We start from the raw sequence: 25,376 nt of genomic DNA on the forward strand, positions 1-25,376 counted from the left end.
GTACTCAGTATAAAACAAACAAGGGGTGGTAAGGTGTTAGCAGTTGATAGACTAAAAAAAATAGAAGAATTACTTATAGAAAATGGAAGTGTTATAATAAGTAATTTGAGTGAATTACTAAAAGTATCAGAAGAAACTATAAGAAGAGATCTTGAAAAACTAGAAAAAGAAAAGAAATTAAAAAGAGTGCGTGGTGGAGCGTATTTACCGCAAACATCTGATACAGAAGTACCAATAAAGATAAGAGAGACTATATACATTGAAGAAAAACAATCAATTGGAAGTGCGTGTATAGATTTAATAGAAGATGGAGATTGTATAATGCTTGATAGTAGTACAACCGCATTATATATAGCCAAAAACTTAAATGGCACTAATAAAAGATTGAAGGTTATTACTAATTCATTAAAAATAACAAATGAGTTTGAAAACAATAAAAGTGTAAAAGTTATTTGTCTAGGAGGAACTTTAAGAAAAAGTACAAGTTCGTTTGTAGGATATATGACGACAGATGCTCTTGAAAACGTATCCGCCCATAAAGCTTTTGTGAGTTGCTCTTCAATAAATGCAGAATTTGGAGTAACTGATAATCATGAATTAGGGGCGAGAGTTAGAAAAAATATGTTCAAAAGATCAATGAAAAAATATCTAATAGTAGATTATACAAAGTTTGATTCACCTGCTGCAAATAAAATATGTGATTTGGGTGATATTGATGTCATAATAACAGACAGAGACATACCAAATAAATATATAAAAGTGCTAAATGAAAAAGATGTTGATGTCATAGTTGTAGGGAAGGAGTAGTTATAATATGGATAATTTTAATTTTAAAAGTACTACAAGGATTATTTTTGGTAAAGATATGGAAAAATCAGTTGGTAAACACGTTTTGAAATATAGCAAAAAAATATTACTGCACTATGGTGGTGAATATCTCAAGGAATTGGGAATATTAGACAGAATTATTGATTCGTTACAGGAAAGCAACATAGATTATGTTATTTTAAATGGTGTTGTACCAAATCCAAGACTATCATTAGTAAGAAAAGGTGTAGAGATTTGCAAGAAAGAAAATATAGATTTTGTATTAGCAGTAGGTGGTGGAAGTGCAATAGATTCGGCTAAAGCAATAGCATTAGGTGCTATGTATGACGGTGATGTTTGGGACTTTTATAATGGTAAAGCAACTCCACAGTCTGCATTAAAAGTAGGAACAGTACTAACGATACCAGGATCAGGTTCAGAAATGTCTGAAAGTAGTATTATAACAAACGAAGAAGAAAATCTAAAATGTGGTATTGATATAGATTTAATAGTACCAGAATTCTCTGTCTTAAACCCTGAGATGTGTTATACAATACCAGATTATTTGATGTCTTGTGGTATAGCTGATATACTATCTCATTTGTTGGAAAGGTATTTTACAACTACTGAGAATTCAATACTGAGTGATTACCTATTAGAAGGAGCTATGAAAGCTGTTTTAGAAGTTGGACCATTACTTAAAAAAGATCCTAAAAATTATGACTATTGTGCTGAAATAATGTGGTTAGCAACAGTTGCTCATAACGGAATGTTAGATGCTGGTAGGACATCTGATTGGGCATCTCATAGAATAGAGCATGAAATAAGTGCGCTTTATGATATTACACATGGAGCGGGAATGGCTATAGTTTTTCCAGCATGGATGAAATATGTACAAAACCAAAATATAGATAGATTCATGCAATTATCTATTAGAGTATTTGGAGTTGACAAAGAATTAGATAAAAACTATATAGTACAAGAAGGTATAAAGAAATTTGAAGAATTCTTAATATTATTGGGACTAAAAATCAAATTGTCAGAGGCAGGAGTACCTATAGATAAGTTTGAAGAAATGGCGCAAAAAGCACTAAACGGATCACAGACATTGGGAAGATTCAAGAAACTAAACAAAGATGATATAATCGAAATTTTAAAACTAGCTATATAATAACAAGACATAATAATAGGAGTGTATATTAATGAAATTAAACGAGTTAAAGAAAGAAGTACTAAAAGCAGCAAAGGATTCATACAAATTAGGACTAGTTGCTGGAACAAGTGGGAATGTAAGCATTTATGATAAAGATAATGAAGTTATGATTATTACACCTTCAAGTATACCTTACGATACAATGACTATAGAGGATTTAGTAGTATTAAAACTTGATGGGACTATATTAGATGGGTATAACAAACCTTCTTCAGAATGGAAAATGCATGCAAAGATATTTAAAGACAGAAAAGATATAAAGTGTGTACTCCATACACATTCACCTTATGCAACAGGTTTTGCTGTATGCCAAGAAACTATACCAGTTATACTTATAGAAATGGTACCGTTTATCGGAGGAGATGTACCAGTAGCTAAGTTTGGTATGCCTGGATCAGAAAGCATAGGAACAGAAGCGTTGAAAGTACTTAAAGATAGAAAAGCTTGTTTATTAAGTAATCATGGAACTTTAGCAATAGGTGAAACAGTTGACAAAGCTTTTACTTCTTCAATTTATTTAGAAGATGCAGCTAAGATATATCATATAGCTAAGAATGCAGGGAATGTAAAAGTTCTTTCTGATAAAGAAATAAATATGATGAAAAATTCTTAAAAGAGGTGTATATATGTTTAGAGCAGATAAAGGTTTAGCCTTTTTACTTAGATATGAAAATGTTGCTTGGTACGAAGATGGGATAGTCCGTATTTTAGATAGAAGAATCTATCCAGTAGAAACTAAATTTGTAGAATGTAAAACACACAAAGAAGTATCAAAAGCTTTAAAAGATATGGTAACTCAAAGTGGTGGACCATATATAGCAGTTAATATGGGAATGGTTCTAGCTGTAAATGAAGCAAAAGACTTATCAGATAATGAGTATATTGAATATATAAATGATGCAATGCATACTCTTTGTCATAGTCGTCCAACTACTGTAGCCAATATGCTAAAAGCTGTAAAAGCATGTCACGAGAAAGCTCTGGAGGTTGTAGATGATAGAGATAATGCAGTAGAAAAAGTAATGGAAGTTGCAATAGATGAAGCCAATAAAAAATACCTTAGATATGAAAAAGTGGCAAAGTACCTATATGAAAAAATACCTAAGAACGGGACAATCATGACACAATGTTTTGGTGAAACAGTAGTTGGTATGCTTATGAAGCTATGTGTAGAAAATAACAATAATATAAAAGTATTCTGTGCGGAAACTAGACCTTATTTTCAGGGGGCAAGATTAACAGCAAGCGTTATAAGAGATATGGGAATAGATGTCACAGTAATAACAGATAATATGCCGGGGTATGTTATGAAAATTAAAAATGTAGATGTATTTACTTCTGCTGTAGATGCTATAACTATGGATGGGCATGTAGTTAATAAAGTGGGTACTTTTCAAATGGCTTTAGCAGCACATTATTGGGGAATACCATATTATGCGACAGGTATACCTAATCTAAAGCATAAAGATATTAGTTCTGTAAAGATTGAAGAAAGAGATTCTGAATTTGTGCTACAAGCAATGGGAATAAAAACAACGATGGAAGGTGTTAAAGGTTTTTACCCATCATTTGATATAACTCCACCTAAGTTGATATCAGGAATAGTAACTGATAAAGGGATTTATTCTCCATACAATTTAAGTGAATATTACAATGAATAAATGGAGGTAAAATTATGACAGATAAAAATCGTTTTGATGAATATTTTTTAATGCAGGAAGAGGATGCAGTAGAATACGTAAAAAAGAAGTTGAACTTTTTTGAAGATACATCTAATCTTCAGTGTAAAGAAATAGGGGATGGAAACCTTAATTATGTATTTAAAATAGTAGACAAAAATACTGGTAAATCTCTAATATTAAAACATTCAGGTGAAGATACTAGAGCTAAATCAGGAAGAAAATTGAATATAGATAGAAATATATCTGAATGTAAAATATTACAAATGCAAGGTGAATTATGTAGTGGATACGTTCCAGTGATTTACATGTATGATGAAATAATGAATTGTTATGCGATGGAAGATTTATCAGACTACAAAATAATGCGTAAAGCACTTTTAGAAAATAACATCTATAAACATTTTGCGCAAAACATTACAACATTCATGGTAAATACTTTGTTACCAACAACAGATATAGTTATGGATCACAAAAAGAAAAAAGAGATGGTTAAACAGTTCACTAATATTGAATTATGTGACATAAGTGAGCAATTAGTATTTACAGAACCAGCCGGCAATTTTTTAGGAGAAAACACTGTGATACCTGCAATGAGTAAATTTGTACAAGATAATATATATAAAGATAAGAAACTCAGATTAGAAATTGGTAAATTGAAGTTCAATTTTATGAACAATACTCAAGCGTTAATACATGGAGATCTACATTCAGGATCAATATTTATAGACGAAAAAGAAATAAAGGTAATAGATCCAGAGTTTGCTTTCTTTGGCCCAATAGGATATGACGTTGGAAATATCGTGGCCAATCTATTATTAGCTTGGGGGCATGGATATGCTACAATTGAAGATTCAAAAGAGAAATATGATTTCCTATCTTGGCTAGAGCAATGTGTGATAGATATTATTGATATTTTTAAAGAAAAATTCAACAAAAAATATAAAACAGAAGTAACAGATTTACTAGCTAAGACAGATGGATTCAACGAGTATTATCTAGATAGTATTTTAAGTGATACAGCTGGTACTGCAGGACTTGAAATTATTAGGCGTATAGTTGGAATAGCCAAAGTAGAAGATATAACAAGTATACAAGATGAGCACAAAAGAGCCGAAGTAGAAAAAATACTTATACGTGTAGGCAAAGAGTTTATTTTGAACAGAGACCAATATAAAACAGGAATGCAATATGTACAAACATTAAAAAAATTCGTTAACTAAGCTGATATTTATAAGATGCTTTAGTTTGTAGTAAAGGGGGTGAGGGCTAAAAAGTACTATGATAAGCAACGAGAATATCTACGAACATCTAATGTTAAAACTTTATTACTTTGTCGTAGTGATAAGTTATTGTACGATAAAGCTTTAAAAAATAATTAACATTAATGGATTAATGATACGTTATGCATTGTAGTGATAGGGATGTACCTATCCAAGAAACTTATAAGACCTAATTTAGGAGGGACAACATATGAATAATGAAAATAAAAAGCAGGATAGTAAATATAATAGTTTTCTAGGGTTAACACCATTACTAGTGTTCTTAGTTATATTTATAACAACAGGGATTGTCACTAAGAAATTTACAAATATGCCTGTGCTAGTTGCATTTATCATTGTATTAGCTTACTCACTTTGTTTAAATAGAAAAGGAGAAAAACTATCAATAGACGAAAAAGTTGAAATTTTTTCACGTGGTGGTGGAGAATCCACAATTATCCTAATGGTTATAATATTTATATTAGCAGGAGCTTTTTACTCAGTTGCTAACGCTATGGGAGCGGTTGAATCAACAGTTAACTTAGGATTGAGCATATTACCTACAAAAGCAATACTTCCGGGTACATTTTTAATAGGATGTGTGATATCGTTTGCAATGGGGACTTCGATGGGGACAGTGACAGCACTTACTCCAATAGCAATAGGAATGTCACAACAAACAGGGATATCGCTTCCATTAATAGTTGGTACCGTTGTTGGTGGAGCAATGTTTGGAGACAACTTATCATTTGTATCTGATACAACTATAGCAGCTACAAGGACTCAAGGGATTGAGCTTAAAGACAAGTTTAAAATGAATTCATTGATTGTATTACCAGCAGTTATAGTAACATTGATAATATTAGCTTGTATTCCAATTGGTAGCGCTACATTAGAAGTTGGAGAGTATTCAATACTAAAAGTATTACCGTACTTATCAATAATAGTTTGTGCATTATTAGGACTTAATGTAATGATAGTTTTAGCAGTAGGCATAACAACAGGATCAGTGATAGGTTTAGGAATAGGTTCATTTACATTTATTGAACTGCTAGGGTTTATACAACGTGGATTTGGATGGATGCAAGATTTATGTTTAATAGCCATAGTTATTGGCGGTATAGTAGAACTAATGAAGTACTATGGAGGAATAGGTTTCCTATTAGACAAAGTTACATCAAAAGTGAAAACTAAAAAAGGTGCTGAGGCAGGAATAGCGGCATTAGCTAGTTTAATAGATATTGCTACTGCAAACAACACTATAGCAATAGTTACAGCTGGACCTTTGGCTAAAGACATAACCAAGGAATATGATATTGACCCGAGGAGAACAGCAAGCTTATTAGATATTTTTTCATCAGCATTCCAAGGAATAGTTCCATATGGTGGACAAATACTCTTAGCAGCAGGACTTGCAAAAATATCACCAGTAAAACTAGTTCCATATAGCATATATTCTATGTTAATGATAGTATTTGGTACGTTAGCAATTATACTTGGAGTACCAAGATTTAAAAAACCTATTAAAAAATAATAAAATAGAGCAAATAAACCCAAAGTATGATTATTTTGGGTTTATTTTTATTGTGAAATATATTATAATGTGAATATGTTCTAAAAGATATTATGAATAATACATAATATGAATGAGGGTATATGGCATTTTTATGGTTTCTATTTTTTTTATTGTAGCAATTCGGAAGGCTCAGATACTTAAAAATCATGATAAATCTTTTTTTAGCATTTATTTTAGTCTTTTTACTAGAACCTATAAGATTGATAATATGGTTACTTATAAGACAATAGTGTATATTGATTTATCACAAGAATGACAATATCGTTTTTTTGATAATTAAATCATACAAAAATGCCAAATAACCATTTGAACAAATTAATATATAAAGGAGGCTGATTGGCTTGCAAGAGAATTTTAGCGAAGTTAACGTGATAGAAGTGAATAAAAGGGTGGTTTTTGCTTAACACAAAGCATATTCCACCATAAAAAATCGAAAGGTGGAAACTATGTATAAATTAGAATGTAAAGAATATGAAATGGTAACGGGCTTATTTGAAAATTTGGATTATTATTTGGATGTTAACTCTGTAATAAAAAATAGAAGAGGTCAGATATTTGTAGATAATATAAACAAACCAGAAACCGCGTGTATATACAATAAAACACATCTCTATTTTGCAGGTAAAGAAAATAATGATGAATTTAATGATTCAATGATTGAATATATTTTAGAGAAGTTGTTTCCTGCTATGAAAGAAGCTGAAGAAATTGATTTTCTTATAGGATATGATGAAAATAGTGCTTGGGAAAAAGTACTTAGTGATAAGCTACGTGATAAACATTATTTAGGAGTTGAAAGGCGTAGGCACTATATGTTCAACGAATTTAATAATGTTGATTTGTCTTTACCAGAAGGCTATGAAATTAGAAAAATAGATAAAGAATTAATAGATAACAAAAAACTAGAGAATATAGATGAAATAATAGAATGGACACACACAGAGGCATGGACAGGTATAGATGATTTTCTAAAAAATGGTTTTGGTTTTTGTATAATAAAAGATGATGATATAGTTAGCTGGAGTCTAGCAGATTTTATAGTAGATGATAAAGCTGAAATTGGTATAGAAACAGATGAGAGTTATCAAAAGAAAGGTTTTGCTACAAAAGTAGTTACTGAGTGTATAAAACATTGCTTATCTGAAGAGATAAAAGATATAGGCTGGCATTGCTGGGATGACAACATAGGATCTCAAAAGACCGCAGAAAAAGTAGGATTTAAATTGACGAGAAAATACTCGGTGTTATTTGGTTGGTTAAATAGTTTAGATAACTACTTAGTTCATGCATATAGTTGTTATCAAAATAAAGATTATAAAGAAGCTGCTTATTTATATAATAAAGCAATAGAAGTAATAAGAATAGATGAGAATGAAACTAAATCATCTAGAATAAGAAGAGAAGATAATAAATATTTATTTTATTATTTCTCAGCAAGAGCAGATGCTCGTAATGGTCATTTAGATTCAGCATTGAATAAATTACAGATGGCGATTGAAAATGGATTAACAGATAAAAAAAGGATAACTGATGAAAGTGCATTTAGCACAATAGAAGATGAAAAACTTAAAGCATTAATTGAACAGATATAGTATTATTTCAGACTGTAGAAAAAAACCCAATTTCTGCGTTGTAGTTAAAATTTCCGTTGCTCACTTACCTCTAAGTAAGCTGTGCTACTCAATTTTAACACGCCTTGAAATTGAACTTTTACTAAAGTCTGCTATCTTGATGACTTTGTCATCAATCTAAAACGATGGCTCATCAGCCATCGTTTTTGTATCGTGAAATTATAAAATTTAAAAAAGCATATAATAAATCTTGTAAATTTTATTTTCTTGATATAGAATTATATAAATATTTAAAGGAGGTATTGTTATGGATAATATAGTTAGAGATTATTATGACAGTATAGCGCAAAAGGAATACTATAGATTATCTTCACCATATTCAGTAGTCGAATTTAAAAGTACACTATATTTAATAGATAAATACTTTCCCAGTGGTGGAGAGCTATTAGATGTTGGATCAGGTCCTGGTAGATACTCACTTGAAATGTTAAAGAAGGGATATAAGGTTACTTTAATGGACATATCTAAAAATGAACTAGATATAGCCAGCGAAAATATTACTGAAGCTGGATTTACAGATGTAACGTATCTATGTAAAGATGCATTGGAGTTAGATCAGCTTGAAGATGAAAAATATGATGCAGTTTTAGTCATGGGGCCTTTGTATCATTTGCATGAATCGGAAGAAAGATTAAAGGTATTATCAAATACTAAGAGGATACTAAAGAAAAATGGTGTAGCATTAATAGCATATATCAATACATGGGGAGTATTAAAAGCTAGTTTGTACGAATGTCCAGATATGTATGATTCATTAGAAACTTTTGATAACAATATGAAGGGAGACTTACAACTATCAGAGAAGGAATGTTTTACAAAAGCGTATATGACAATACCACCTCTTGCTATAAAAGAGGTTGAGAAATCAGGCTTTGAAATAGTATCGTATGCTGGAGCAGAAAGCTTTATATCAGGATTACATATTGAACTTATGAATTTAGAAAAATATATGACTAATTCCTATGAAAGCTATATAACTAAAGCAGCACAGTATTGTGAACTACCACAGTATAGAGATGCTGCAGAGCATTTGCATATTATAGTTAAAAAATAATACCATAAGATGAGAGTTATATTAAGAAATATTTTAATATAACTCTTTTTTATTGAAGATATTTATAAAAACTAATACTAATTTGTCCAATAAAAAAATAATTTATCAATAATACAAAATCAGACAATTTATTGACAAAGAGTATGGTAAAATTACTATATAAAATCAGGGTAAGAGGAGGGGATAATATTGCTTAAACAAATACTAAAAATGATATTTAGTCGCTCGACTCCTGACGATACGTATGAAGAGCTATTACATAGAAACCAAGTAGTACTTGATTATGATAATGCTATAGAGCAAATTAAATTGAAGTTCAAGTTCTTTAATACATTGCCATTTAAGGAGAGAATATTAACACTTCCAATGTTAATTATGAATATAAAACAAGTTACTAAAACATATAAATCAAATAGGAAGAAACCTATTAGAAATAATATTACAAAAAATGAAATTGAGGAAATTTTTAATATAGTCAATAAAGATGATATATTTACAATAGGGTTTACCAAAATTGAAGAAGACGATTGCTTTAATGATAATAACATTGAGTATAATAGTGTGATAGTTTTTGCTTTAAATTTAAGTAAATATAGATTTAAAAGTTTGAATAAATATCAAAATGTAAGAATAGGAGAAATTTCTAATATAAGAATAAGCAGAATGTCAAATAAGATAGCAAAGTATTTAACTAAAAGGGGTTTTGGTGCTATAGCAGGATCACCGTTAGAAGGAATTTTTACATATTCAGTATTAGCTGAAAGAGCTGGTCTAGGAATCATAGGTAAACATGGTTATATAATTACACCTGAAGTAGGGACAAGGCATAGAATAGGAGTAGTTTATACAAATATAGAAAATTTACCATTCAACGAAAGTGTCAATCCTTATCTGTGGATTAGAGAATTTTGCAGGAGATGCAATAAATGCGTTGACATATGTCCGGTCAATGCTATAGCATCAGTTGATGAGAAGCTAAGTGTAGAGGGCATATTATCTAGTATTGATATGGAAACTTGTTTTAAAAACTTGGCTAAGTATTATGGCTGTAAAAAATGTATACAAAAATGTGTTTTTAACTATATGAATTATAAGATATTAAAAACTCAGCATGATAAAGAAATTGTATTAGAAAAAGTGGTTAAATAATAAAAATGAAGCTTACTATATTGTATAGCTTCTTTTTATTTCATTTATAAATGATACAATTATTAGGTACATAGTAATTTTAATGTTATAGTAACACTTGTAGCTATGTTTTCTAAATTGTATAATTAAACTATAAGATGATACCAAGATGACATCTATCTTATACAAAAAATAGAAAATTAAAGAGAGCGGAGATTGACTCTTAACATAATAATTTGGAGGGGTATCATGATTAACCAACACAATAATATCATATGGGGAAAAAAATGTACTTGTGGACAAGAATGCTTTATATTACAAAACAAATATCATCCTTGGGATGAGGATGTAGATATGGAAATAACTATAGTGTGTAATAAATGCAATAACAAAGTTACAATAGATAGAGAAAGTGCATCGTTATATTATGACAATAAAATATATTCGTATTTCAAAGATATTAAAGGACATGTATTAGATATTGGGTGTGGCGGAGGATTTCTTTCTAGATTTATACTGAATAATCTTATGCCTTGTAAAGTATATGGACTTGATGTGGATGAAGGTTGTATAGAAGAGTTGAATGACTTAATATAAAAAATATAAAAACTGATTATAAAGATGTTCATATTGATTACATTGTTTGTAGGGATGTTTTAATGTTTATAGAAAATATAGATAATTTTATTGATGATATAAGTAATACTACAGCACAAGGATTGAGATTTATGGGGTGGTATATACCAACTAATAAACGTATAAAAAATAATGTAAGTCCAGATGAAATTGCATTAAAATTAAAAGAAAGAGGCTGGTCAGTAAATGTAGAATATCTTGATTGGTATAAAAGTGGATATTTTATTAATTGTGATAGATAAGACTAGCTTATAGAAAATAAGGTGGTGACATTATGAGTCAGTCATGGAGCGGGATAAAAAAAAGATTAGAACAAGATTTACTATGTGAAAACCTAAGAGGGCGTGTTAAGTACTTTATTACAAAGTATAGAAAAGCACACGATGACGAAGCTAGAGTTTCAATACTGATAGATGAAAAAGAAGTATTAAAAGGTAATGTTTTTGAGTATTATAGAGCTGAAAACAAACTATTATCTAAGCTTACAAGAGAAGAAAATATACCTAAACGCAATTGGGATGGTAAAAAAATACTACATGACATAGAAAATTTAGAAGTAGAAGATAGAGTAAATAAAACCCTCGTTAATGAAGGAATATTTTATGTTTGGGATTTTACAAAAGCATTGAACTATTATTTACATAATAGTATTGATAATAGTATATCCTCAGAAAATCCCTTAGTTAGATTATTTGCTATACTCGATAGAAGAATAGGGAAAAGAGCATTAAAAAGTATAAAAGATGATATATATAATCAACCCAAGTGGTTAAGACAGTTTTATATATTAAGATTAGAAATAGAAAACATACAATATAAAGATGGTATACAGCTCGTTAATATTACAAAAGAAAATCGTAGAGAAATTATAGAATTAAAAGTTAAAAAGAGTCAGCAAAAATTCATAGAAACAATAGAAAACTGTTTAGATGAGGAAGCTAATCCTCCTGAAGGTATTACATGGAAAAGTAAAGGAATAGGTATTAACAATACAATTATAGGATATGCAATGTATGGAATATGGCAAGATAAAACAAATAGATATGATGATGAAACTTGGATAGATAGAATGCTAATAGATGAAAAATACCAAGGAAAAGGTTACGGTAAAGAAGCTTTTAAAAAATTAATAGAAATTGTAGAAAAAGAGTATTCCACCGACAAAATTTATTTAAGTGTATATAAAGAAAATCTTAAAGCAATAGGATTATATCAGCAATTAGGCTTTTCTTTTAACAATAAAACTGATTCAAATGGCGAATTAATAATGGAACTAAAATTAAAGCCATAAGAGATCAAAACTATTATATAATTTTAGTAAATGGAATTGAGAGGATAGAAAAAAGCTATGAATAATAAATTAGATAAAAAAGAATATATATCAAAAATAAATTTAGTGCAAGACTATATAGAAAATAATTTAGAAAAGAACTTGACTCTAGATAATTTATCAAAGATAGCTAATTATTCACCATATCATTTTCATAGACTCTTTAAAAATTACACTAGAGAATCACTTTATAGTTATATAAAAAGATTGAGATTTGAAAAGGCAGCCTTTTTGCTATCAACAGACAATAAAAAAACTATAACACAAGTAGCAGCTAATGTTGGTTTTGCTAACCAGGCATCTTTTGCTAAGGCTTTTAAAAAATATTTTGGGGTTAATGCAAGTGAATATAAAATACAAGGAAATGAAGACCCACAAAATAGCAAAAATGGACAAATAGAAAGCAATGATGGAAAAGATTCTAAAATAAATAATGTGTATAATGATACTGTGAAGAAAAATAATATACATGAGAAAGAGAAAATAAAGCCTTATAAATTTGAGATTAAAAAAATATCTAATAAAGAAGTAATCTATGTAAGGTATATAGGTAAATATAAACAAGATACAAAATTATTTACTACATTGTTTAATAAGCTTTATCAATGGGCATTTGCAAGAGATTTAGTGAGTTGCAAAACCCAGTGGCTTGTAGTGTATCATGACATAGGCAACTTGACAGAAGATACAAAGCTAAGAATGAGTGTATGTATGACTGTGGATCAATCTGTTAAGGTTGAGGGAGACATTGGTAATACGACAATTGAAGGCGGGAAATATGCTATTGGTAGCTTCAAATTAGATTATACAGAGTATCAGCAGGCATGGGATTATATGATTGATGAGTGGCTAGAAAAAAGTGGATTTAAGCTAAGTGATAAGCCAGCATTCGAATTTTATCCATTAGATAATGATAACAATAGTGACCATAAGAAAGCTGTAGATATATATATCCCCGTTCAGCCTAAATAACAAGGTATGATGTAATAGAAATACGCTATAAATAAAATACATTTTATTTTTAAGGAGTTGATATAATGGGGTATCATTTAGAGCTGTCTAAATATTCATTAGATTATTTTAAGGACATGCTAATAAATAGAAATTTAATACCAAGTATGATGATTTTAAGAGATGACATTGATATCAGGTTTAAAAAGCTTTCAGGTATGGGAACCAATACGATGAAGGAACTTTACGATTTATTAAAAACAAAGAAAAAAGCAGAAGTATTTGCAGAAAAATCTGGGATTGATAGAGAATATATTATTGTTCTAAGACGCGCAGTTGCTAGTTTTATAACACCTCCAAGAAAACTTTCAGATTATCCATTTGTTAATGAAAACTTGCAAAAAAGATTGGCATTATTAAATTTAAAAACATCTATAGATTTATACGAATATTTTACTGATACGCCTATAGAAAAAGCATCCAAAGAGCTTGAATTAGATACAGAACGTCTAATATACCTTAAAAAGCTAATAGATGTTACAAGATTGCGTTATGTTAGTCCAATAATTGCTACAACTCTAGTTGAAGGTGGTTATGATTCAGTAAAAAAAATAGCTAATATTGATAAGACAACACTGTATGAGTCTTTCATAAATACAAACAAAATATTAAAATTATACAGAGGAAACATAGGGAGAAATGATATATTGTTTCTTATAGAAGATGCAAAATTATTTGTTTCTATGGATGAAGGGAAAATATATAGTTTTAAATAAAAAAAGGCATATCTCAATGATAGATATGCCTTTTAGATTGATGACAAAGTCATCAAGATAGCAGACTGTAGAAAGAGTTCAAGTTCAAGGCGTGTTAAAATTGAGTAGCAGAGCTTACTCAGAGGTAAGTGAGCAACGGAAATTTTAACAACAACGCAGAAATTGGGCTTTTGTCTACAGTCTGAAGCATATCTGAATGATAGATATGCCTTTTAGATTGATGACAAAGTCATCAAGATAGCAGACTGTAGAAAGAGTTCAAGTTCAAGGCGTGTTAAAATTGAGTAGCAGAGCTTACTCAGAGGTAAGTGAGCAACGGAAATTTTAACAACAACGCAGAAATTGGGCTTTTGCCTACAGTCTGAGGCATATCTCAATGATAGATATGCACCTTATTATTATGAAATACCTGCAACTCTATTTTTTATTGTATGAAATAGTTTCTCTTCACTAAGATGTGGTTTAAGTAAGTGTAACTGTTTTAGTGCAATTTGCGCACCGTAATCCATTCCTTGGCAGCCTGAGAGTAATATTATATCATTTGATTTTACATTATTGATAGCATGGGCTATAGAATCAGAAAGCTCATTATAAAGATGTACTTTTATATTAGCATTACTCATCACATCATTAAAAACAGCTAATTCTTCATCTGTAACTATATCTTTAGTACCAACATGTGATTTGCTTAGAGAAGCAATAATTTCTTTAATACCCAGTTCAGATGCCCAGTTAGCAACAGCCTGTGCATTTTCTCTATTGACAGTTACGCCACGAGAGCCTCTAATAGAATATACAATAGCTAAATTATTGTAGCTCATATGCTTTATAGTCTCAAATGTTGCATTGATATTAGCTGTATTAGCAAAATGATCGTCAATTATTATAAAATCATCCTCATAAATAAATTCAAATCTTCGCTCAACTCCAACAAAGGTGTTCATGCTTTCCTTTATAACATCTATGGAAACACCACAAATCATAGCAATAATAATTGCAACCATAGAGTTTGAAACAGAGTGATATCCAGGGAAATTTAGTTTAATATCGAAAGAACAAGGTTCATAAATTTTATTATCTACAGCAAATGGCTTTAATATCTCAATAGTATATTTAGCTCTACCAGTAGATAAATCTAATTTTCTACAAACAATATGACCTTCATCATTGTCTATACCAAAGGTTATGACATTTGCCTGTGTTTTATTAGCAAGTTCTTTTATCAGAGGGTTGTCTATATTTAAGACAGCCCATTTTCCTTTTTTTACATTACGTATAAGGCTTGATTTGTGCTGGAAATAGTTTTCGAAAGAACCATGTAGATCTATATGTTCTCTGCTGACATTATTAAATGAAACTATATCAAAGTCTACATTAGCTACTCTTTTTAACTCTAATGCAGAAGAAGATACTTCCATAGTAGTATGAGTAACACCATGTTGCACCATATTTGCAAAATACCCTTGTAAATCTAATGATTCAGGCGTTGTTAATATAGAAGGTTCATAGAAGTTACCACCTTTAACCATTACAGTACCAACTAGCCCAGTATTCAGTTTGTTTTTTTCAAATATATGATTTAGCATAAAAGAGGTTGTTGTTTTACCATTAGTAGCAGTGATACCAATTAATTTCATCTTGTTAGATGGATTATCGTAATAAGTACAACTTAAATCTGCTAAAGCTTTTCTGGAATCAGCTACTTGTATTTGTGGCAGAGTTATACCACTTTGGTAGTCTTCTACAACAATAGCACATGCACCATTTTCTATAGCATTTTTCACATATTTATGCCCATCTGTCTTATATCCTTTAATACATACAAATATATCATTATTAGTGACTTTACCAGAATGATAGGCTATATTATTTATATTGATATTCTTTAGATTCCATGAATCTATAATGTCAATTGAGTTAATTAATTCAAATAATTTAATCATATTTTTCACCTTCTAACTTTTCTTAGTTGTTTTATTAAATATCTTACTAGCTTTATTTTTTAGGAAACTAAAAGCAGGTTTTGGGTCTTTGATATCCCAAATAGCACATGCCTTACGTCTAAAATAAGAGCCAAATACTTTACCAATGCTTAGCTGCTTTGTTTTTATATAGTTTCTAACAGCCAATAAATCCTCATAAGCGTACCAAAAAACAATGTTAGTATCATCTGTTACAGCAAAAGGTTTTTCAGGATTGCCAGTTAAATCAGCATAAGTTAAATATGGCATATTAACACCTGTTTTATTTAATAAGGTATTTAGATTAGAGATACGAACATTTACTTCAATAAGATAATACTTACCTGTAACAGCATCTTTTTTAAATTCAATTTCAGCAAATCCTTTATATCCTATAGTCTCCAAAAATTTTGAACCTATATCATATAATTCTGGAACATATTTTTGAGTAGTATATACTGAAGCACCAAAGTTTACAGGGTATTGTCTATATTTTTGGCATGTAACCCAATGAGTTACCTTACTATTTTGATCTAAGTACGCATCAAATGTATACATATGGTCATCAAAGCCCGGTATTATCCTTTGAGCTATAACATCTAGTTTTGCATTTTTTGCTTTATCAACCGCATCTAAGAGTTCATTTCTATTATTAACTTTGAACATCTTTGTTCTAAACTTTGCTACAAACGATGCAGAGTCAGCCGGTTTTATAAGACAAGGATACTTTAGATATTTTTCTACATTTTCTATGTAATTATCATCTGTTATCTCAATAGTTTCTGGCACAAGTACATCATGTTCTTTAGCTAATCTTGCAAGACTATCTTTGTTCATTACTTTAGAATATAATCCCTTTTTGGTTTGAGGGATTAGGTAGTACTTACTTAATATATCTAAATATTCATCTACAAACTCTACATAAGGGTCAGCAGATGGAAAAAGTACAGGTCTAAATTCTTGTTTTTTGGAATAATCAATTAAAAAATCCAAATAAGCTTTTGGCTCTTTTTTGTAATGAGGTGCTATAAGTATTTCTGAGCAGTACTTTGAACTAAAAGCGTAAGAACCTTTTTTAGAATAATCTATAGCAGTAACATGAATACCTTTAGTTCCTAAACATCTAATTATACTTAAACCAATATAATAATTAGCACCTAGAACAACAGCTTTGTTTTTCATAAAATTCTCCTTTAACAATACATTTCTATCATATTGATTATAACACATAATCATACAAGTTTGAATTAGCATGTTTTTATATATTGTAGACATATATAATATGTAGCTATACAATAATACAAAATTTAGTTATTTTAATTTTAATTTTCTTATCAAACGTTTTAATTTGTAACCAATAAAATAAATAAAAGGCTTAGGATCTTTCATATCCCATATAGCATAAGCTTTAGGTTTAAAATATGATTTTAAAACTTTCATTAAACTAAGTTGTTTAGTTTTAATATAATTTTTAACAGCAATAAAATCTTCATAAGCATACCAAAAAAACAGAGTTGATTCCTTTTTTATGCTAAATGGTTTTATAGGATTGCCAGTCAATTCTTTATAGGTTATATAAGGGATGTTTATACCAAGCTTATCTATAAGTACATTTAATGTAGTTATTCGCACGTTAACTTCGATAAGATAATATTTTCCACTTTCTGCATCTTTTTTAAATTCAATTTCTGCAAAGCCTTTATATCCAATAGACTCTAGAAATTCAGAACCTATTTTATGTAATTCAGGGACATATTTATGCCCAGTATATACAGAAGCACCATAATTTATTGGATATTGTCTATGTTTTTGACAAGTTACCCAGTGAGTAACTCTGCTATCTTGGTTTAAATATGCATCGTATGTATACATATGATCATCAAAGCCTGGTATTATTCTTTGAACAATAATATCTAGATTAGCTTCTTGAGATACTTTTACAGCATTAATTAGTTGTTTTTCATTATAAGCTTTGAACATCTTTTTTCTAAATATAGCTACAAAAGAAGCAGAATCAGTAGGTTTTACAAGGCAAGGATATTTTATTTTTTCATTTACTTCCTTTATGTAGTTATCTTTTATTTCTATAGTTTCAGGGATAAGAATATTATGTTTTAGAGCTAAATGAGATAAATGATCTTTGTTCATAACTTTAGAATACAGCCCTTGCTTAGTTTGAGGTATCAAATAATATTTTTTTAATATATCAAAGTGTTTATCTACAAATTCAACATATAGATCAGCAGATGGAAATAAGACAGGCTTATAGACTTCTTTTTTACCGTAATCTATTAGAAAGTTTAAAAACGCTGTTTGATCTTTTTTATAGTGTGGAGCAATCAATGATTCATTTAAGTATTTTGATTTAGCTCCGTAAGAGCCTTCTTTTGAGTAATCAATAGAAGTAACATGAATACCTTTAGTTCCTAGACATCTAATTATACTTAAACCGATATAATAATTTGCTCCTAAAACAACTGCTTTGTTTTTCAATATAAAGACTCCTTTCTGGATATATTATACACAAATACATTTTATACTCATACTCGCATAAATTCAATAAATAGTACATATTTTATAGCTTTTGCAAGACAATCATTATATAATAAAAAATGTCGAAATAATGGAGGAGATAAATTTGCATAAACAACAAGGACATAATATTAATGAAGAAGCATGGAATAAAGAAAGCTATAATGCGTGGGTGACAAGATTTGGAGAACCAAGTGTTGTAGCAGAAAAAATAAAAAATAATCCATCTAAATTACTATCAGTTCTAGGAGAAGAGTTTATAGAAGTGAACGGAAAGAAAATAATGAATTTAATGGGTTCTTGTGGAAATAAAGCAGTAGCATTAGCATTAATGGGGGCGGATGTTAGCATTGTAGATTTTTCATATGGAAACAAACTATACGCATTAGAATTAGCAAAAGAAGCTGGCGTATCTATTAATTATATATTATCTGATGTACTAAATCTCTCGCAGGAAGTTTTTGATGTAGGTTATGATATAGTTTTTGCAGAAATGGGTATTTTGCATTATTTCTCAGATTTGCACCTGTTTTTTAATACGGTTTATAAGCTTTTAGATAAAGGAGGATTGTTTATACTAAGAGATTTTCATCCAGTATCTACTAAATTAATTACATCTAGAGGAACTACAGCTAAGATCAGAAAACACAAAGTATCTGGAGATTATTTTAGCTCAGATTTAGTAATACAAGAAGTTTCTTATAGCAAACACCTTAAAGAAGAAGATAAAAAAGAGAAAGTAATGCTTAGAAAATGGACACTAGGAGAGATAATAAGTGGAGTAGCAAAAGAGGGTTTGCGTATAATGAGTTTAAAAGAAAGACCAAATTTATCATGTGCTAATTATGACAAAGGTATTCCCAAAACATTTACAGTTACAGCTGTAAAATAATTTTAGATATAATATATATGTAAAATATTTATATTAATTTAAAATCAAAACGATTAAATACAAAAATGCTTTTAAAAATTAGTAATATATATTCATTTATTATTATTTAATATTATGCTACAATTATGAAAATAGCATAAAGGAGTATAGAAATGTTAAAGTTATACATAGAGTTTAAAGTGGACAAACTCGAAAACTTTGAGAGATTACAAAAAATGTTTCATTCTCTGAAAGAATTAAAAGAAATCAATTCTATTGACCATAAAGATAGTAGATGGAAAAGTTTTTATAGTGAAGAATTACTTAAAAATTTTTGGTGGCCTACAGATGATGAGTTAATAAAATATTGGAGATTATACGAATCAATACCTGCAGAAGAAAGACATACTGACGATAGATTAATAAGGCCTTGGTGTTTTGTATCATTAATAGAAACTATAGCAAACGGCGAATATGACTTAAGTACATGTGAGCTAATAAAAAATGATGTAGGAAGACTTGAATTTATGACGTGGTCATGGCCATATAAAGGTACAGGTTCGTTAAAAGCATTAGTAAAATCTTTTGGTTTTGAGATAATAAAAAATGAAGTATAAATTATTAATAAGAAAAATTGTAATTGACACTTTAAGGTTTTTCAAACAATGATGAGTGTTGATTTATAGACTTAATATGATATAATTTACATATGGCTAAAAGTCAAGGAGGTGCTGTATGGAAATATTAAAAATATCTAGTTTTCTAAGTAATCAAAAAGAAAACATGAAGAGAATCGTTAATGAACTATCTAAAAACTTTGAGTATGTTTCTATATTAGGGGAGGATACAAAGGGTACTACATACGATATTGATAAAAATAGCGTAGCAGTTAATGATTCTTTTTGGTGTCAGAGGGGATTTGTAATAAGAGTTTATAATGGCAGTAATTATTCTGAATATTCATTTAATGAATTAGGTAACGAACCATTAGAGCATACAATTAGCAGAGTACATAATAAGTTTAATGAAGATTTTAATAATTTGAAATCAAACGATATTAGTATATCTAAATACGAACTATTAAAAGAAGAAGAGATAAAAGAATCTTTTTACGGAGAAGTAGAAATACCAGTTGACACATTGAGTAATGAAGAAAAAGTAAACAAATTAATTAAGATAAAAGACAAAGCATTAGAATATTCAAACGAACTAGTAGATTTTAAAGTAGCATATAACAATACGCAAGTATCAAAAATGTTTATATCAACAAAGAAAGATTTAGAGCAAACATATAATTGGTCTCAAGCTTATTTAGTGCCAGTATTAAGAAGAGGCAAAGATACAAAATATGATTTCATAGCTTTTTCAGGACTTAAGGGATTAGAAATATTAGATGAACTTGAAAACTCTTATAAAGGTGCAATAGATGATACTAATAAGTTATTTGATGCAAAAAGAGTTGTACCAGGAGAGTATGAAATTATATGTGCACCAGATGTATCTGGATTGATAGCTCATGAAGCGTTTGGACATGGAGTTGAAATGGACATGTTTGTAAAAAACAGAGCTAAAGCTGTAGAATACCTTGAAAAACCAGTAGCGTCTGAATTATTGGACATGCATGATGGAGCTAAAACAGCGAAGCATGTATCATCATACTTATTTGATGACGAAGGAACTATAGGTACAGACACGGTTATTATCAAGAATGGAATTTTAAAGACTGGGATATCAGATATTTTATCAGCGTTAAAATTAAACACAGTTCCTACAGGTAATGGTAAAAGACAATCTTACGAACGTAAGGCTTATGCAAGAATGACTAACACTATATTTAAACCAGGTAAGGACAAGCTTGAGGATATGATAGCTTCAGTTAAAAAAGGTTATTTGCTAGAAGGAATGCAAAGTGGAATGGAAGACCCTAAAAATTGGGGTATACAGTGCATACTTACAAAAGGAAAAGAGATTGTAGATGGAAAATTTACTGGTAATATTATAGCGCCAGTAATACTTACAGGGTATGTTCCAGATCTACTAAAATCAATAACAATGATATCTGACGATATGAAACTATATGGCTCAGGTATGTGTGGTAAAGGATACAAAGAATTTGTTAAAACCTCCGATGGCGGACCTTATATTAAAGCGATAGGGAGGTTAGGATAATGATTAATAATATATTAGAAATATTGAAGAACTCAAAAATTGATGATTGGAAAATTATAGAAACAAGAACTGAATCAGCAGAGCTATTTTTCATAAAACATGATGTAGATATGAATAGAGCTAAAAATATCAAAAGAATAATATTAACTGTATATAAAGACTTTGAAGAGGATGGTAATAAATACAAAGGTGAGGCATCGGTTAATATATATCCTACTATGAGCAATGAAGAAATCAAAGAAGCTATAAAAGGAGCTGCATTTAGTGCAGGGTTTATAAAAAATGAATTCTATGAATTACCTAAACCAAACGTAGAAAAAAGTGAAGTTATGGTAAAGAGTAATCTAGAAGAGGGAACATTAGGACATTGGCTACCTAAATTTACTGAGGCATTATTTGTAGAGGATAAATATGAACTTGGTGGAATAAACTCAGCAGAGTTATTTTTGAATAAAAAATCATGCAGAGTACTTACATCTACAGGAATAGATGTAAGCTGGAATTCATGTGACGGTCAAATAGAGTTTATAACAAATTGGAAAGAAGATGGCGAAGAAGTTGAGCTATATCAAAATACCTATTTTGCCAATTATGATGAAAATGAAATTAGAGATAATGTTAAAGAAATGCTACAGATGAGCAAAGATAGAGCAGTAGCTAAAGAAACACCACAAGTTGATTCATGTCCAGTATTATTATCAGGAAAAAATGTGAAGTCATTATTGAATTTTTACAACATAAAAGCGGCAGCTTCACGTATTTATATGGGACATTCAACATTTAAAATAGGGGATTTAGTGCAAGGTGAAGATATTAAAGGAGATGTAATTAATCTTACACTAGATCCATATATGGATAATTCCACAGGATCTTCTCCATATGATGTTGATGGAGTATTGCTTAAACCAGTAGAGATATTCAAAGACGGAGTACTACAGAGATATCATGGTAGCTCTAGGTATTGCCAATATGTTAATGTAGAGCCAACTGGACAAATATCAAACATAAAATTTGCAGGTGGTAGTAAAACAATAGAAGAAATGAAGAATGAAAGATATTTAGAAGTATTAGCGTTTTCAGATTTTTCAGTAGATTCGTTAGTAGGTGATTTTGCAGGAGAGATTAGATTAGCTAAATACTTTGATGGAGAAAATATAAGTATAGTTACAGGTGGTTCAATATCAGGAAACATAAATGAAGTACAGAGCAATATGTATTTTTCAAAAGAACTAAAGCAAAGTAATAATTTTATAGGACCTAAGACTTTACAATTATATGGTGTTAACATAGCAGGTGTAAAATAAGTTATAATGTTTAAAAAGGGGACTAGCCCAGATGATAATTTGAGCAAGTCCCTTTTTGCCATTCTATTACTTTTCGTTGATAAGAGTAATAATAGGTTTACCATGTTCATCTAATAACGGAGTTAATCCACCGCAATAACTACTAGTAACAAACAAATAATTAATACCAGTTTCTTTATCAACTATGATATTTTTAGTATTTACTGTTCCTTGTTGATATGTAGTTTCAAATCTTTCATATTTATTTTTATTTTTAAACATATAATCACATCCTTTATAACAATATAACATAAATAATTGTTAAGCAAAACAGGAAATATGGAATTAGATAACTAATATGGAATTTTTATTCCTTGGGTAATACACAGGTTTTGACAAAGATTTGTATTGCCTAAAAAATATTTAGTATAATTAATGACGTTAAGAAACAAATTAAATAAAATAATATCGAAACAAAACTGTTGAAATACCTTGCCTTAAAAGAATTGTAATATAAATTCTAAAATGTGATAAAAATTTATTTATATAGAGTAAATTCATGTTTTTTTCATAATTGAAATTAGATTTGTTTTATGATATATTTAAAAAAATATTACAAGGGAAGAAGGGTTAAACATGGGTAATAATAGTGATAATATAAAACTTCCTTCTAACTTTATTAAAAATATAATAAATAAAGATTTAGAGGGGTATTTAAAAAGTCAGAAAATTCATACAAGATTTCCACCAGAACCAAATGGGTATTTACATATAGGACATGCTAAGTCTATTTGTATAAATTTTGGTCTTGCAAAAGAGTATGGAGCATTGTGTAATTTGAGATTTGATGATACGAATCCTATAAAAGAAGATACAGAATATGTTGATTCAATTCAGGAAGATATAAAGTGGCTCGGTTTTGATTGGGAAGATAGAAAATACTATGCATCTGATTATTTTAAAAAGCTTTATGATTATGCCATAGAGCTAATAAAAATGGATAAAGCGTTCATATGTGATTTAAGTGCAGATGAAATAAGAGAATATAGAGGAAACTACGACACTCCGGGAAAAGAAAGTCCATATAGAATTAGAAGCATAGAAGAAAATTTAAAATTATTTGAAGAAATGAAAAATGGTGTGTATGCAGATGGAGAGAAAGTATTAAGGGCTAAAATAGATATGACTTCACCAAATATAAATATGCGAGACCCTGTAATATATCGTATAGCCAAAGTATCTCATCACAGAACAGGTGATAAGTGGTGTATATATCCAATGTATGATTTCGCTCATCCATTATCTGATGCATTAGAGCATATTACACATTCAATATGTACACTAGAGTTTGAAGACCATAGGCTGTTATATGACTGGTTTTTGAAAGAACTCAATATAGAAGAACCACCAAAACAAATAGAGTTTGCTAGGCTAAATTTAACCAATACACTTATGAGCAAAAGATATTTAAGACAATTAGTAGAAGATAAAGTAGTTGACGGATGGGATGACCCTAGAATGCCGACGATATCTGGATTAAGAAAACGAGGATATACACCAGAGTCGATAAAAGAATTTTGCGATAAGATAGGCGTAGCAAAGAGTAATAGTATGGTAGAGATCTCTATACTAGAGCATTGTATTAGAGAAGATTTGAAAGATAAGACTAAAACAGTTATGGGAGTACTAAATCCTTTAAAAGTGATAATAACTAATTATCCTAAAGAGGAAGTGGAGTATCTAGATGCAGAAAATAGTAGAACAAATCAACAGTTAGGCAAAAGAAAAATTCCGTTTTCTAGAGAACTCTATATAGAAAAAGAGGATTTTATGGAAAACCCTCCAAAGAAATATTTCAGACTGTATCCTGGAAATGAAGTAAGATTAAAGCATGCATATTTTATAAAATGTGAAAATGTAATAAAAGATGAGTCAGGAAACGTTATAGAACTTCATTGTACTTATGATAAAGAAACAAAAAGTGGTACAGGATTTACTGGTAGAAAAGTAAAGGGAACACTTCACTGGGTGTCAGCTAACCATAGTATTAAAACAAAAGTTAAACTGTATGATTATTTGATGAAAGATAGTGAAGAAGAGGGTAGTGTAATAAATGAAAATTCATTAAAAGTATTGGAAGATTGCTATTTAGAAGAATCTATGAAAGAAGCCAAAAAAGGTGATAGATATCAATTTATGAGACATGGTTATTTTATATGTGATGAAGGTAATGTTTATAATAGAATAGTATCATTAAAAGATAAATGGAGTAAAATAAAGGACAAAAAATAAACGAAAAGGGACTAAGTCATATGAGTGAAGTAGTCCCTTTTGGTTTGCATTCTTTAGTAATAAAAATTACAGAATATAACAACTAGTAATAAGAAAAAGAATAATAATGAAGTACCATTGCCATCCATTAAACCGCTAAATAGACCTTTAGTATCTGTCATATTTTTAAACCTCCTTCTGTAACTAAATCTATAGTATTATAGTATTCAAGTATTGAAATACTGT

The 25,376-nt window shown here is 29.5% G+C and carries 23 protein-coding genes; 19 read left to right on the plus strand and 4 right to left on the minus strand.

Features of this window, described 5'->3' with window-relative positions; genetic code table 11:
• The first annotated feature begins 33 nt into the window (after positions 1 to 33).
• The 14 genes from P3X86_RS02965 to P3X86_RS03030 all read left to right on the plus strand — a co-directional run bounded on the left by P3X86_RS02965 (position 34) and on the right by P3X86_RS03030 (position 14,043).
• On the plus strand, positions 34 to 807 hold the full coding sequence (locus P3X86_RS02965; protein WP_483291135.1) for a DeoR/GlpR family DNA-binding transcription regulator: 774 nt from the start codon (positions 34 to 36) through the stop codon (positions 805 to 807).
• Between the two features lie 7 nt (positions 808 to 814).
• A complete protein-coding gene (locus tag P3X86_RS02970; protein WP_483291136.1) occupies positions 815 to 1,978 on the plus strand; it encodes an iron-containing alcohol dehydrogenase in 1,164 nt (387 codons plus the stop codon).
• A 31-nt stretch (positions 1,979 to 2,009) separates the two neighbouring features.
• A complete protein-coding gene (locus P3X86_RS02975; protein WP_483291137.1) occupies positions 2,010 to 2,633 on the plus strand; it encodes a class II aldolase/adducin family protein in 624 nt (207 codons plus the stop codon).
• 13 nt (positions 2,634 to 2,646) lie between these two features.
• Positions 2,647 to 3,681: an S-methyl-5-thioribose-1-phosphate isomerase gene (locus P3X86_RS02980; RefSeq protein WP_483291138.1), complete on the plus strand. Its 1,035-nt coding sequence runs from the start codon at positions 2,647 to 2,649 to the stop codon at positions 3,679 to 3,681.
• A gap of 14 nt (positions 3,682 to 3,695) precedes the next feature.
• Positions 3,696 to 4,922, plus strand: a complete 1,227-nt coding sequence (gene mtnK / locus P3X86_RS02985; RefSeq protein WP_483291139.1) for an S-methyl-5-thioribose kinase — start codon at positions 3,696 to 3,698, stop codon at positions 4,920 to 4,922.
• Between the two features lie 250 nt (positions 4,923 to 5,172).
• A complete protein-coding gene (locus tag P3X86_RS02990; protein WP_483291140.1) occupies positions 5,173 to 6,495 on the plus strand; it encodes a Na+/H+ antiporter NhaC family protein in 1,323 nt (440 codons plus the stop codon).
• Between the two features lie 488 nt (positions 6,496 to 6,983).
• Positions 6,984 to 8,129: a GNAT family N-acetyltransferase gene (locus tag P3X86_RS02995; RefSeq protein ID WP_483291141.1), complete on the plus strand. Its 1,146-nt coding sequence runs from the start codon at positions 6,984 to 6,986 to the stop codon at positions 8,127 to 8,129.
• A gap of 286 nt (positions 8,130 to 8,415) precedes the next feature.
• Entirely contained in the window at positions 8,416 to 9,222 is an 807-nt protein-coding gene (locus P3X86_RS03000; RefSeq protein ID WP_483291142.1) for a methyltransferase domain-containing protein, read from the plus strand.
• A 189-nt stretch (positions 9,223 to 9,411) separates the two neighbouring features.
• The gene (locus tag P3X86_RS03005; protein ID WP_483291143.1) at positions 9,412 to 10,371 is read left to right on the plus strand and encodes a 4Fe-4S dicluster domain-containing protein; all 960 of its coding nucleotides are present in this window, start codon (positions 9,412 to 9,414) and stop codon (positions 10,369 to 10,371) included.
• A 228-nt stretch (positions 10,372 to 10,599) separates the two neighbouring features.
• Positions 10,600 to 10,947, plus strand: coding sequence for a class I SAM-dependent methyltransferase (locus P3X86_RS03010; RefSeq protein WP_483291144.1), 348 nt, complete (start codon positions 10,600 to 10,602; stop codon positions 10,945 to 10,947).
• Between the two features lie 62 nt (positions 10,948 to 11,009).
• Positions 11,010 to 11,228, plus strand: a complete 219-nt coding sequence (locus tag P3X86_RS03015) for a hypothetical protein (RefSeq protein WP_483291145.1) — start codon at positions 11,010 to 11,012, stop codon at positions 11,226 to 11,228.
• Between the two features lie 32 nt (positions 11,229 to 11,260).
• Positions 11,261 to 12,277 carry a GNAT family N-acetyltransferase gene (locus P3X86_RS03020; RefSeq protein ID WP_483291146.1) on the plus strand — a complete coding sequence of 339 codons (1,017 nt, stop codon included), beginning with the start codon at positions 11,261 to 11,263 and terminating at the stop codon, positions 12,275 to 12,277.
• Between the two features lie 57 nt (positions 12,278 to 12,334).
• Entirely contained in the window at positions 12,335 to 13,288 is a 954-nt protein-coding gene (locus P3X86_RS03025; protein WP_483291147.1) for an AraC family transcriptional regulator, read from the plus strand.
• 65 nt (positions 13,289 to 13,353) lie between these two features.
• Positions 13,354 to 14,043: a hypothetical protein gene (locus P3X86_RS03030; RefSeq protein WP_483291148.1), complete on the plus strand. Its 690-nt coding sequence runs from the start codon at positions 13,354 to 13,356 to the stop codon at positions 14,041 to 14,043.
• A gap of 398 nt (positions 14,044 to 14,441) precedes the next feature.
• On the opposite strand, the gene P3X86_RS03035 is transcribed toward P3X86_RS03030, so the two are convergent.
• The 3 genes from P3X86_RS03035 to P3X86_RS03045 all read right to left on the minus strand — a co-directional run bounded on the left by P3X86_RS03035 (position 14,442) and on the right by P3X86_RS03045 (position 18,497).
• Positions 14,442 to 15,986: a Mur ligase family protein gene (locus tag P3X86_RS03035; RefSeq protein ID WP_483291149.1), complete on the minus strand. Its 1,545-nt coding sequence runs from the start codon at positions 15,984 to 15,986 to the stop codon at positions 14,442 to 14,444.
• Between the two features lie 12 nt (positions 15,987 to 15,998).
• A complete protein-coding gene (locus P3X86_RS03040) occupies positions 15,999 to 17,186 on the minus strand; it encodes a carboxylate--amine ligase (protein WP_483291150.1) in 1,188 nt (395 codons plus the stop codon).
• A gap of 129 nt (positions 17,187 to 17,315) precedes the next feature.
• Positions 17,316 to 18,497 carry a carboxylate--amine ligase gene (locus P3X86_RS03045; RefSeq protein WP_483291151.1) on the minus strand — a complete coding sequence of 394 codons (1,182 nt, stop codon included), beginning with the start codon at positions 18,495 to 18,497 and terminating at the stop codon, positions 17,316 to 17,318.
• A 130-nt stretch (positions 18,498 to 18,627) separates the two neighbouring features.
• Between P3X86_RS03045 and P3X86_RS03050 the strand changes: the two genes are divergently transcribed.
• The 4 genes from P3X86_RS03050 (at position 18,628) to P3X86_RS03065 (ending at position 22,880) form a co-directional block, all read left to right on the plus strand.
• The gene (locus tag P3X86_RS03050) at positions 18,628 to 19,428 is read left to right on the plus strand and encodes a class I SAM-dependent methyltransferase (protein WP_483291152.1); all 801 of its coding nucleotides are present in this window, start codon (positions 18,628 to 18,630) and stop codon (positions 19,426 to 19,428) included.
• 152 nt (positions 19,429 to 19,580) lie between these two features.
• Positions 19,581 to 20,024, plus strand: coding sequence for a hypothetical protein (locus tag P3X86_RS03055; RefSeq protein ID WP_483291153.1), 444 nt, complete (start codon positions 19,581 to 19,583; stop codon positions 20,022 to 20,024).
• Between the two features lie 118 nt (positions 20,025 to 20,142).
• Positions 20,143 to 21,576, plus strand: a complete 1,434-nt coding sequence (locus P3X86_RS03060; protein WP_483291154.1) for a TldD/PmbA family protein — start codon at positions 20,143 to 20,145, stop codon at positions 21,574 to 21,576.
• Positions 21,576 to 22,880 (plus strand): metallopeptidase TldD-related protein, encoded by a 1,305-nt coding sequence (locus P3X86_RS03065; protein ID WP_483291155.1) that lies wholly within the window; start codon positions 21,576 to 21,578, stop codon positions 22,878 to 22,880. Before P3X86_RS03060 ends, P3X86_RS03065 begins: the two co-directional genes overlap by 1 nt.
• 66 nt (positions 22,881 to 22,946) lie before the next feature.
• Here P3X86_RS03065 and P3X86_RS03070 read toward each other — a convergent pair whose 3' ends face one another.
• Positions 22,947 to 23,141, minus strand: a complete 195-nt coding sequence (locus P3X86_RS03070; RefSeq protein ID WP_483291156.1) for a DUF6440 family protein — start codon at positions 23,139 to 23,141, stop codon at positions 22,947 to 22,949.
• A gap of 354 nt (positions 23,142 to 23,495) precedes the next feature.
• Between P3X86_RS03070 and P3X86_RS03075 the strand changes: the two genes are divergently transcribed.
• The gene (locus P3X86_RS03075; protein WP_483291157.1) at positions 23,496 to 25,151 is read left to right on the plus strand and encodes a glutamine--tRNA ligase/YqeY domain fusion protein; all 1,656 of its coding nucleotides are present in this window, start codon (positions 23,496 to 23,498) and stop codon (positions 25,149 to 25,151) included.
• The last annotated feature ends 225 nt before the right edge of the window (positions 25,152 to 25,376 follow it).

The organism is Abyssisolibacter sp. ZYX002 (genome assembly GCF_056892235.1).

Excerpts from the sequence above, each read along its gene's own strand:
- P3X86_RS03000 (WP_483291142.1), top strand. The coding sequence starts at position 8,416 with ATGGATAATATAGTTAGAGATTATTATGACAGTATAGCGCAAAAGGAA.
- P3X86_RS02995 (WP_483291141.1), top strand. The coding sequence starts at position 6,984 with ATGTATAAATTAGAATGTAAAGAATATGAAATGGTAACGGGCTTATTT.
- P3X86_RS03075 (WP_483291157.1), top strand. The coding sequence starts at position 23,496 with ATGGGTAATAATAGTGATAATATAAAACTTCCTTCTAACTTTATTAAA.
- P3X86_RS03015 (WP_483291145.1), top strand. The coding sequence starts at position 11,010 with ATGTTTATAGAAAATATAGATAATTTTATTGATGATATAAGTAATACT.
- mtnK (WP_483291139.1), top strand. The coding sequence starts at position 3,696 with ATGACAGATAAAAATCGTTTTGATGAATATTTTTTAATGCAGGAAGAG.
- P3X86_RS02975 (WP_483291137.1), top strand. The coding sequence starts at position 2,010 with ATGAAATTAAACGAGTTAAAGAAAGAAGTACTAAAAGCAGCAAAGGAT.
- P3X86_RS03030 (WP_483291148.1), top strand. The coding sequence starts at position 13,354 with ATGGGGTATCATTTAGAGCTGTCTAAATATTCATTAGATTATTTTAAG.
- P3X86_RS03025 (WP_483291147.1), top strand. The coding sequence starts at position 12,335 with ATGAATAATAAATTAGATAAAAAAGAATATATATCAAAAATAAATTTA.
- P3X86_RS03050 (WP_483291152.1), top strand. The coding sequence starts at position 18,628 with ATGGAGGAGATAAATTTGCATAAACAACAAGGACATAATATTAATGAA.
- P3X86_RS03020 (WP_483291146.1), top strand. The coding sequence starts at position 11,261 with ATGAGTCAGTCATGGAGCGGGATAAAAAAAAGATTAGAACAAGATTTA.
- P3X86_RS02990 (WP_483291140.1), top strand. The coding sequence starts at position 5,173 with ATGAATAATGAAAATAAAAAGCAGGATAGTAAATATAATAGTTTTCTA.
- P3X86_RS03060 (WP_483291154.1), top strand. The coding sequence starts at position 20,143 with ATGGAAATATTAAAAATATCTAGTTTTCTAAGTAATCAAAAAGAAAAC.
- P3X86_RS03070 (WP_483291156.1), bottom strand. The coding sequence starts at position 23,141 with ATGTTTAAAAATAAAAATAAATATGAAAGATTTGAAACTACATATCAA.
- P3X86_RS03035 (WP_483291149.1), bottom strand. The coding sequence starts at position 15,986 with ATGATTAAATTATTTGAATTAATTAACTCAATTGACATTATAGATTCA.
- P3X86_RS03040 (WP_483291150.1), bottom strand. The coding sequence starts at position 17,186 with ATGAAAAACAAAGCTGTTGTTCTAGGTGCTAATTATTATATTGGTTTA.
- P3X86_RS03055 (WP_483291153.1), top strand. The coding sequence starts at position 19,581 with ATGTTAAAGTTATACATAGAGTTTAAAGTGGACAAACTCGAAAACTTT.
- P3X86_RS03065 (WP_483291155.1), top strand. The coding sequence starts at position 21,576 with ATGATTAATAATATATTAGAAATATTGAAGAACTCAAAAATTGATGAT.
- P3X86_RS02980 (WP_483291138.1), top strand. The coding sequence starts at position 2,647 with ATGTTTAGAGCAGATAAAGGTTTAGCCTTTTTACTTAGATATGAAAAT.
- P3X86_RS02970 (WP_483291136.1), top strand. The coding sequence starts at position 815 with ATGGATAATTTTAATTTTAAAAGTACTACAAGGATTATTTTTGGTAAA.
- P3X86_RS03010 (WP_483291144.1), top strand. The coding sequence starts at position 10,600 with ATGATTAACCAACACAATAATATCATATGGGGAAAAAAATGTACTTGT.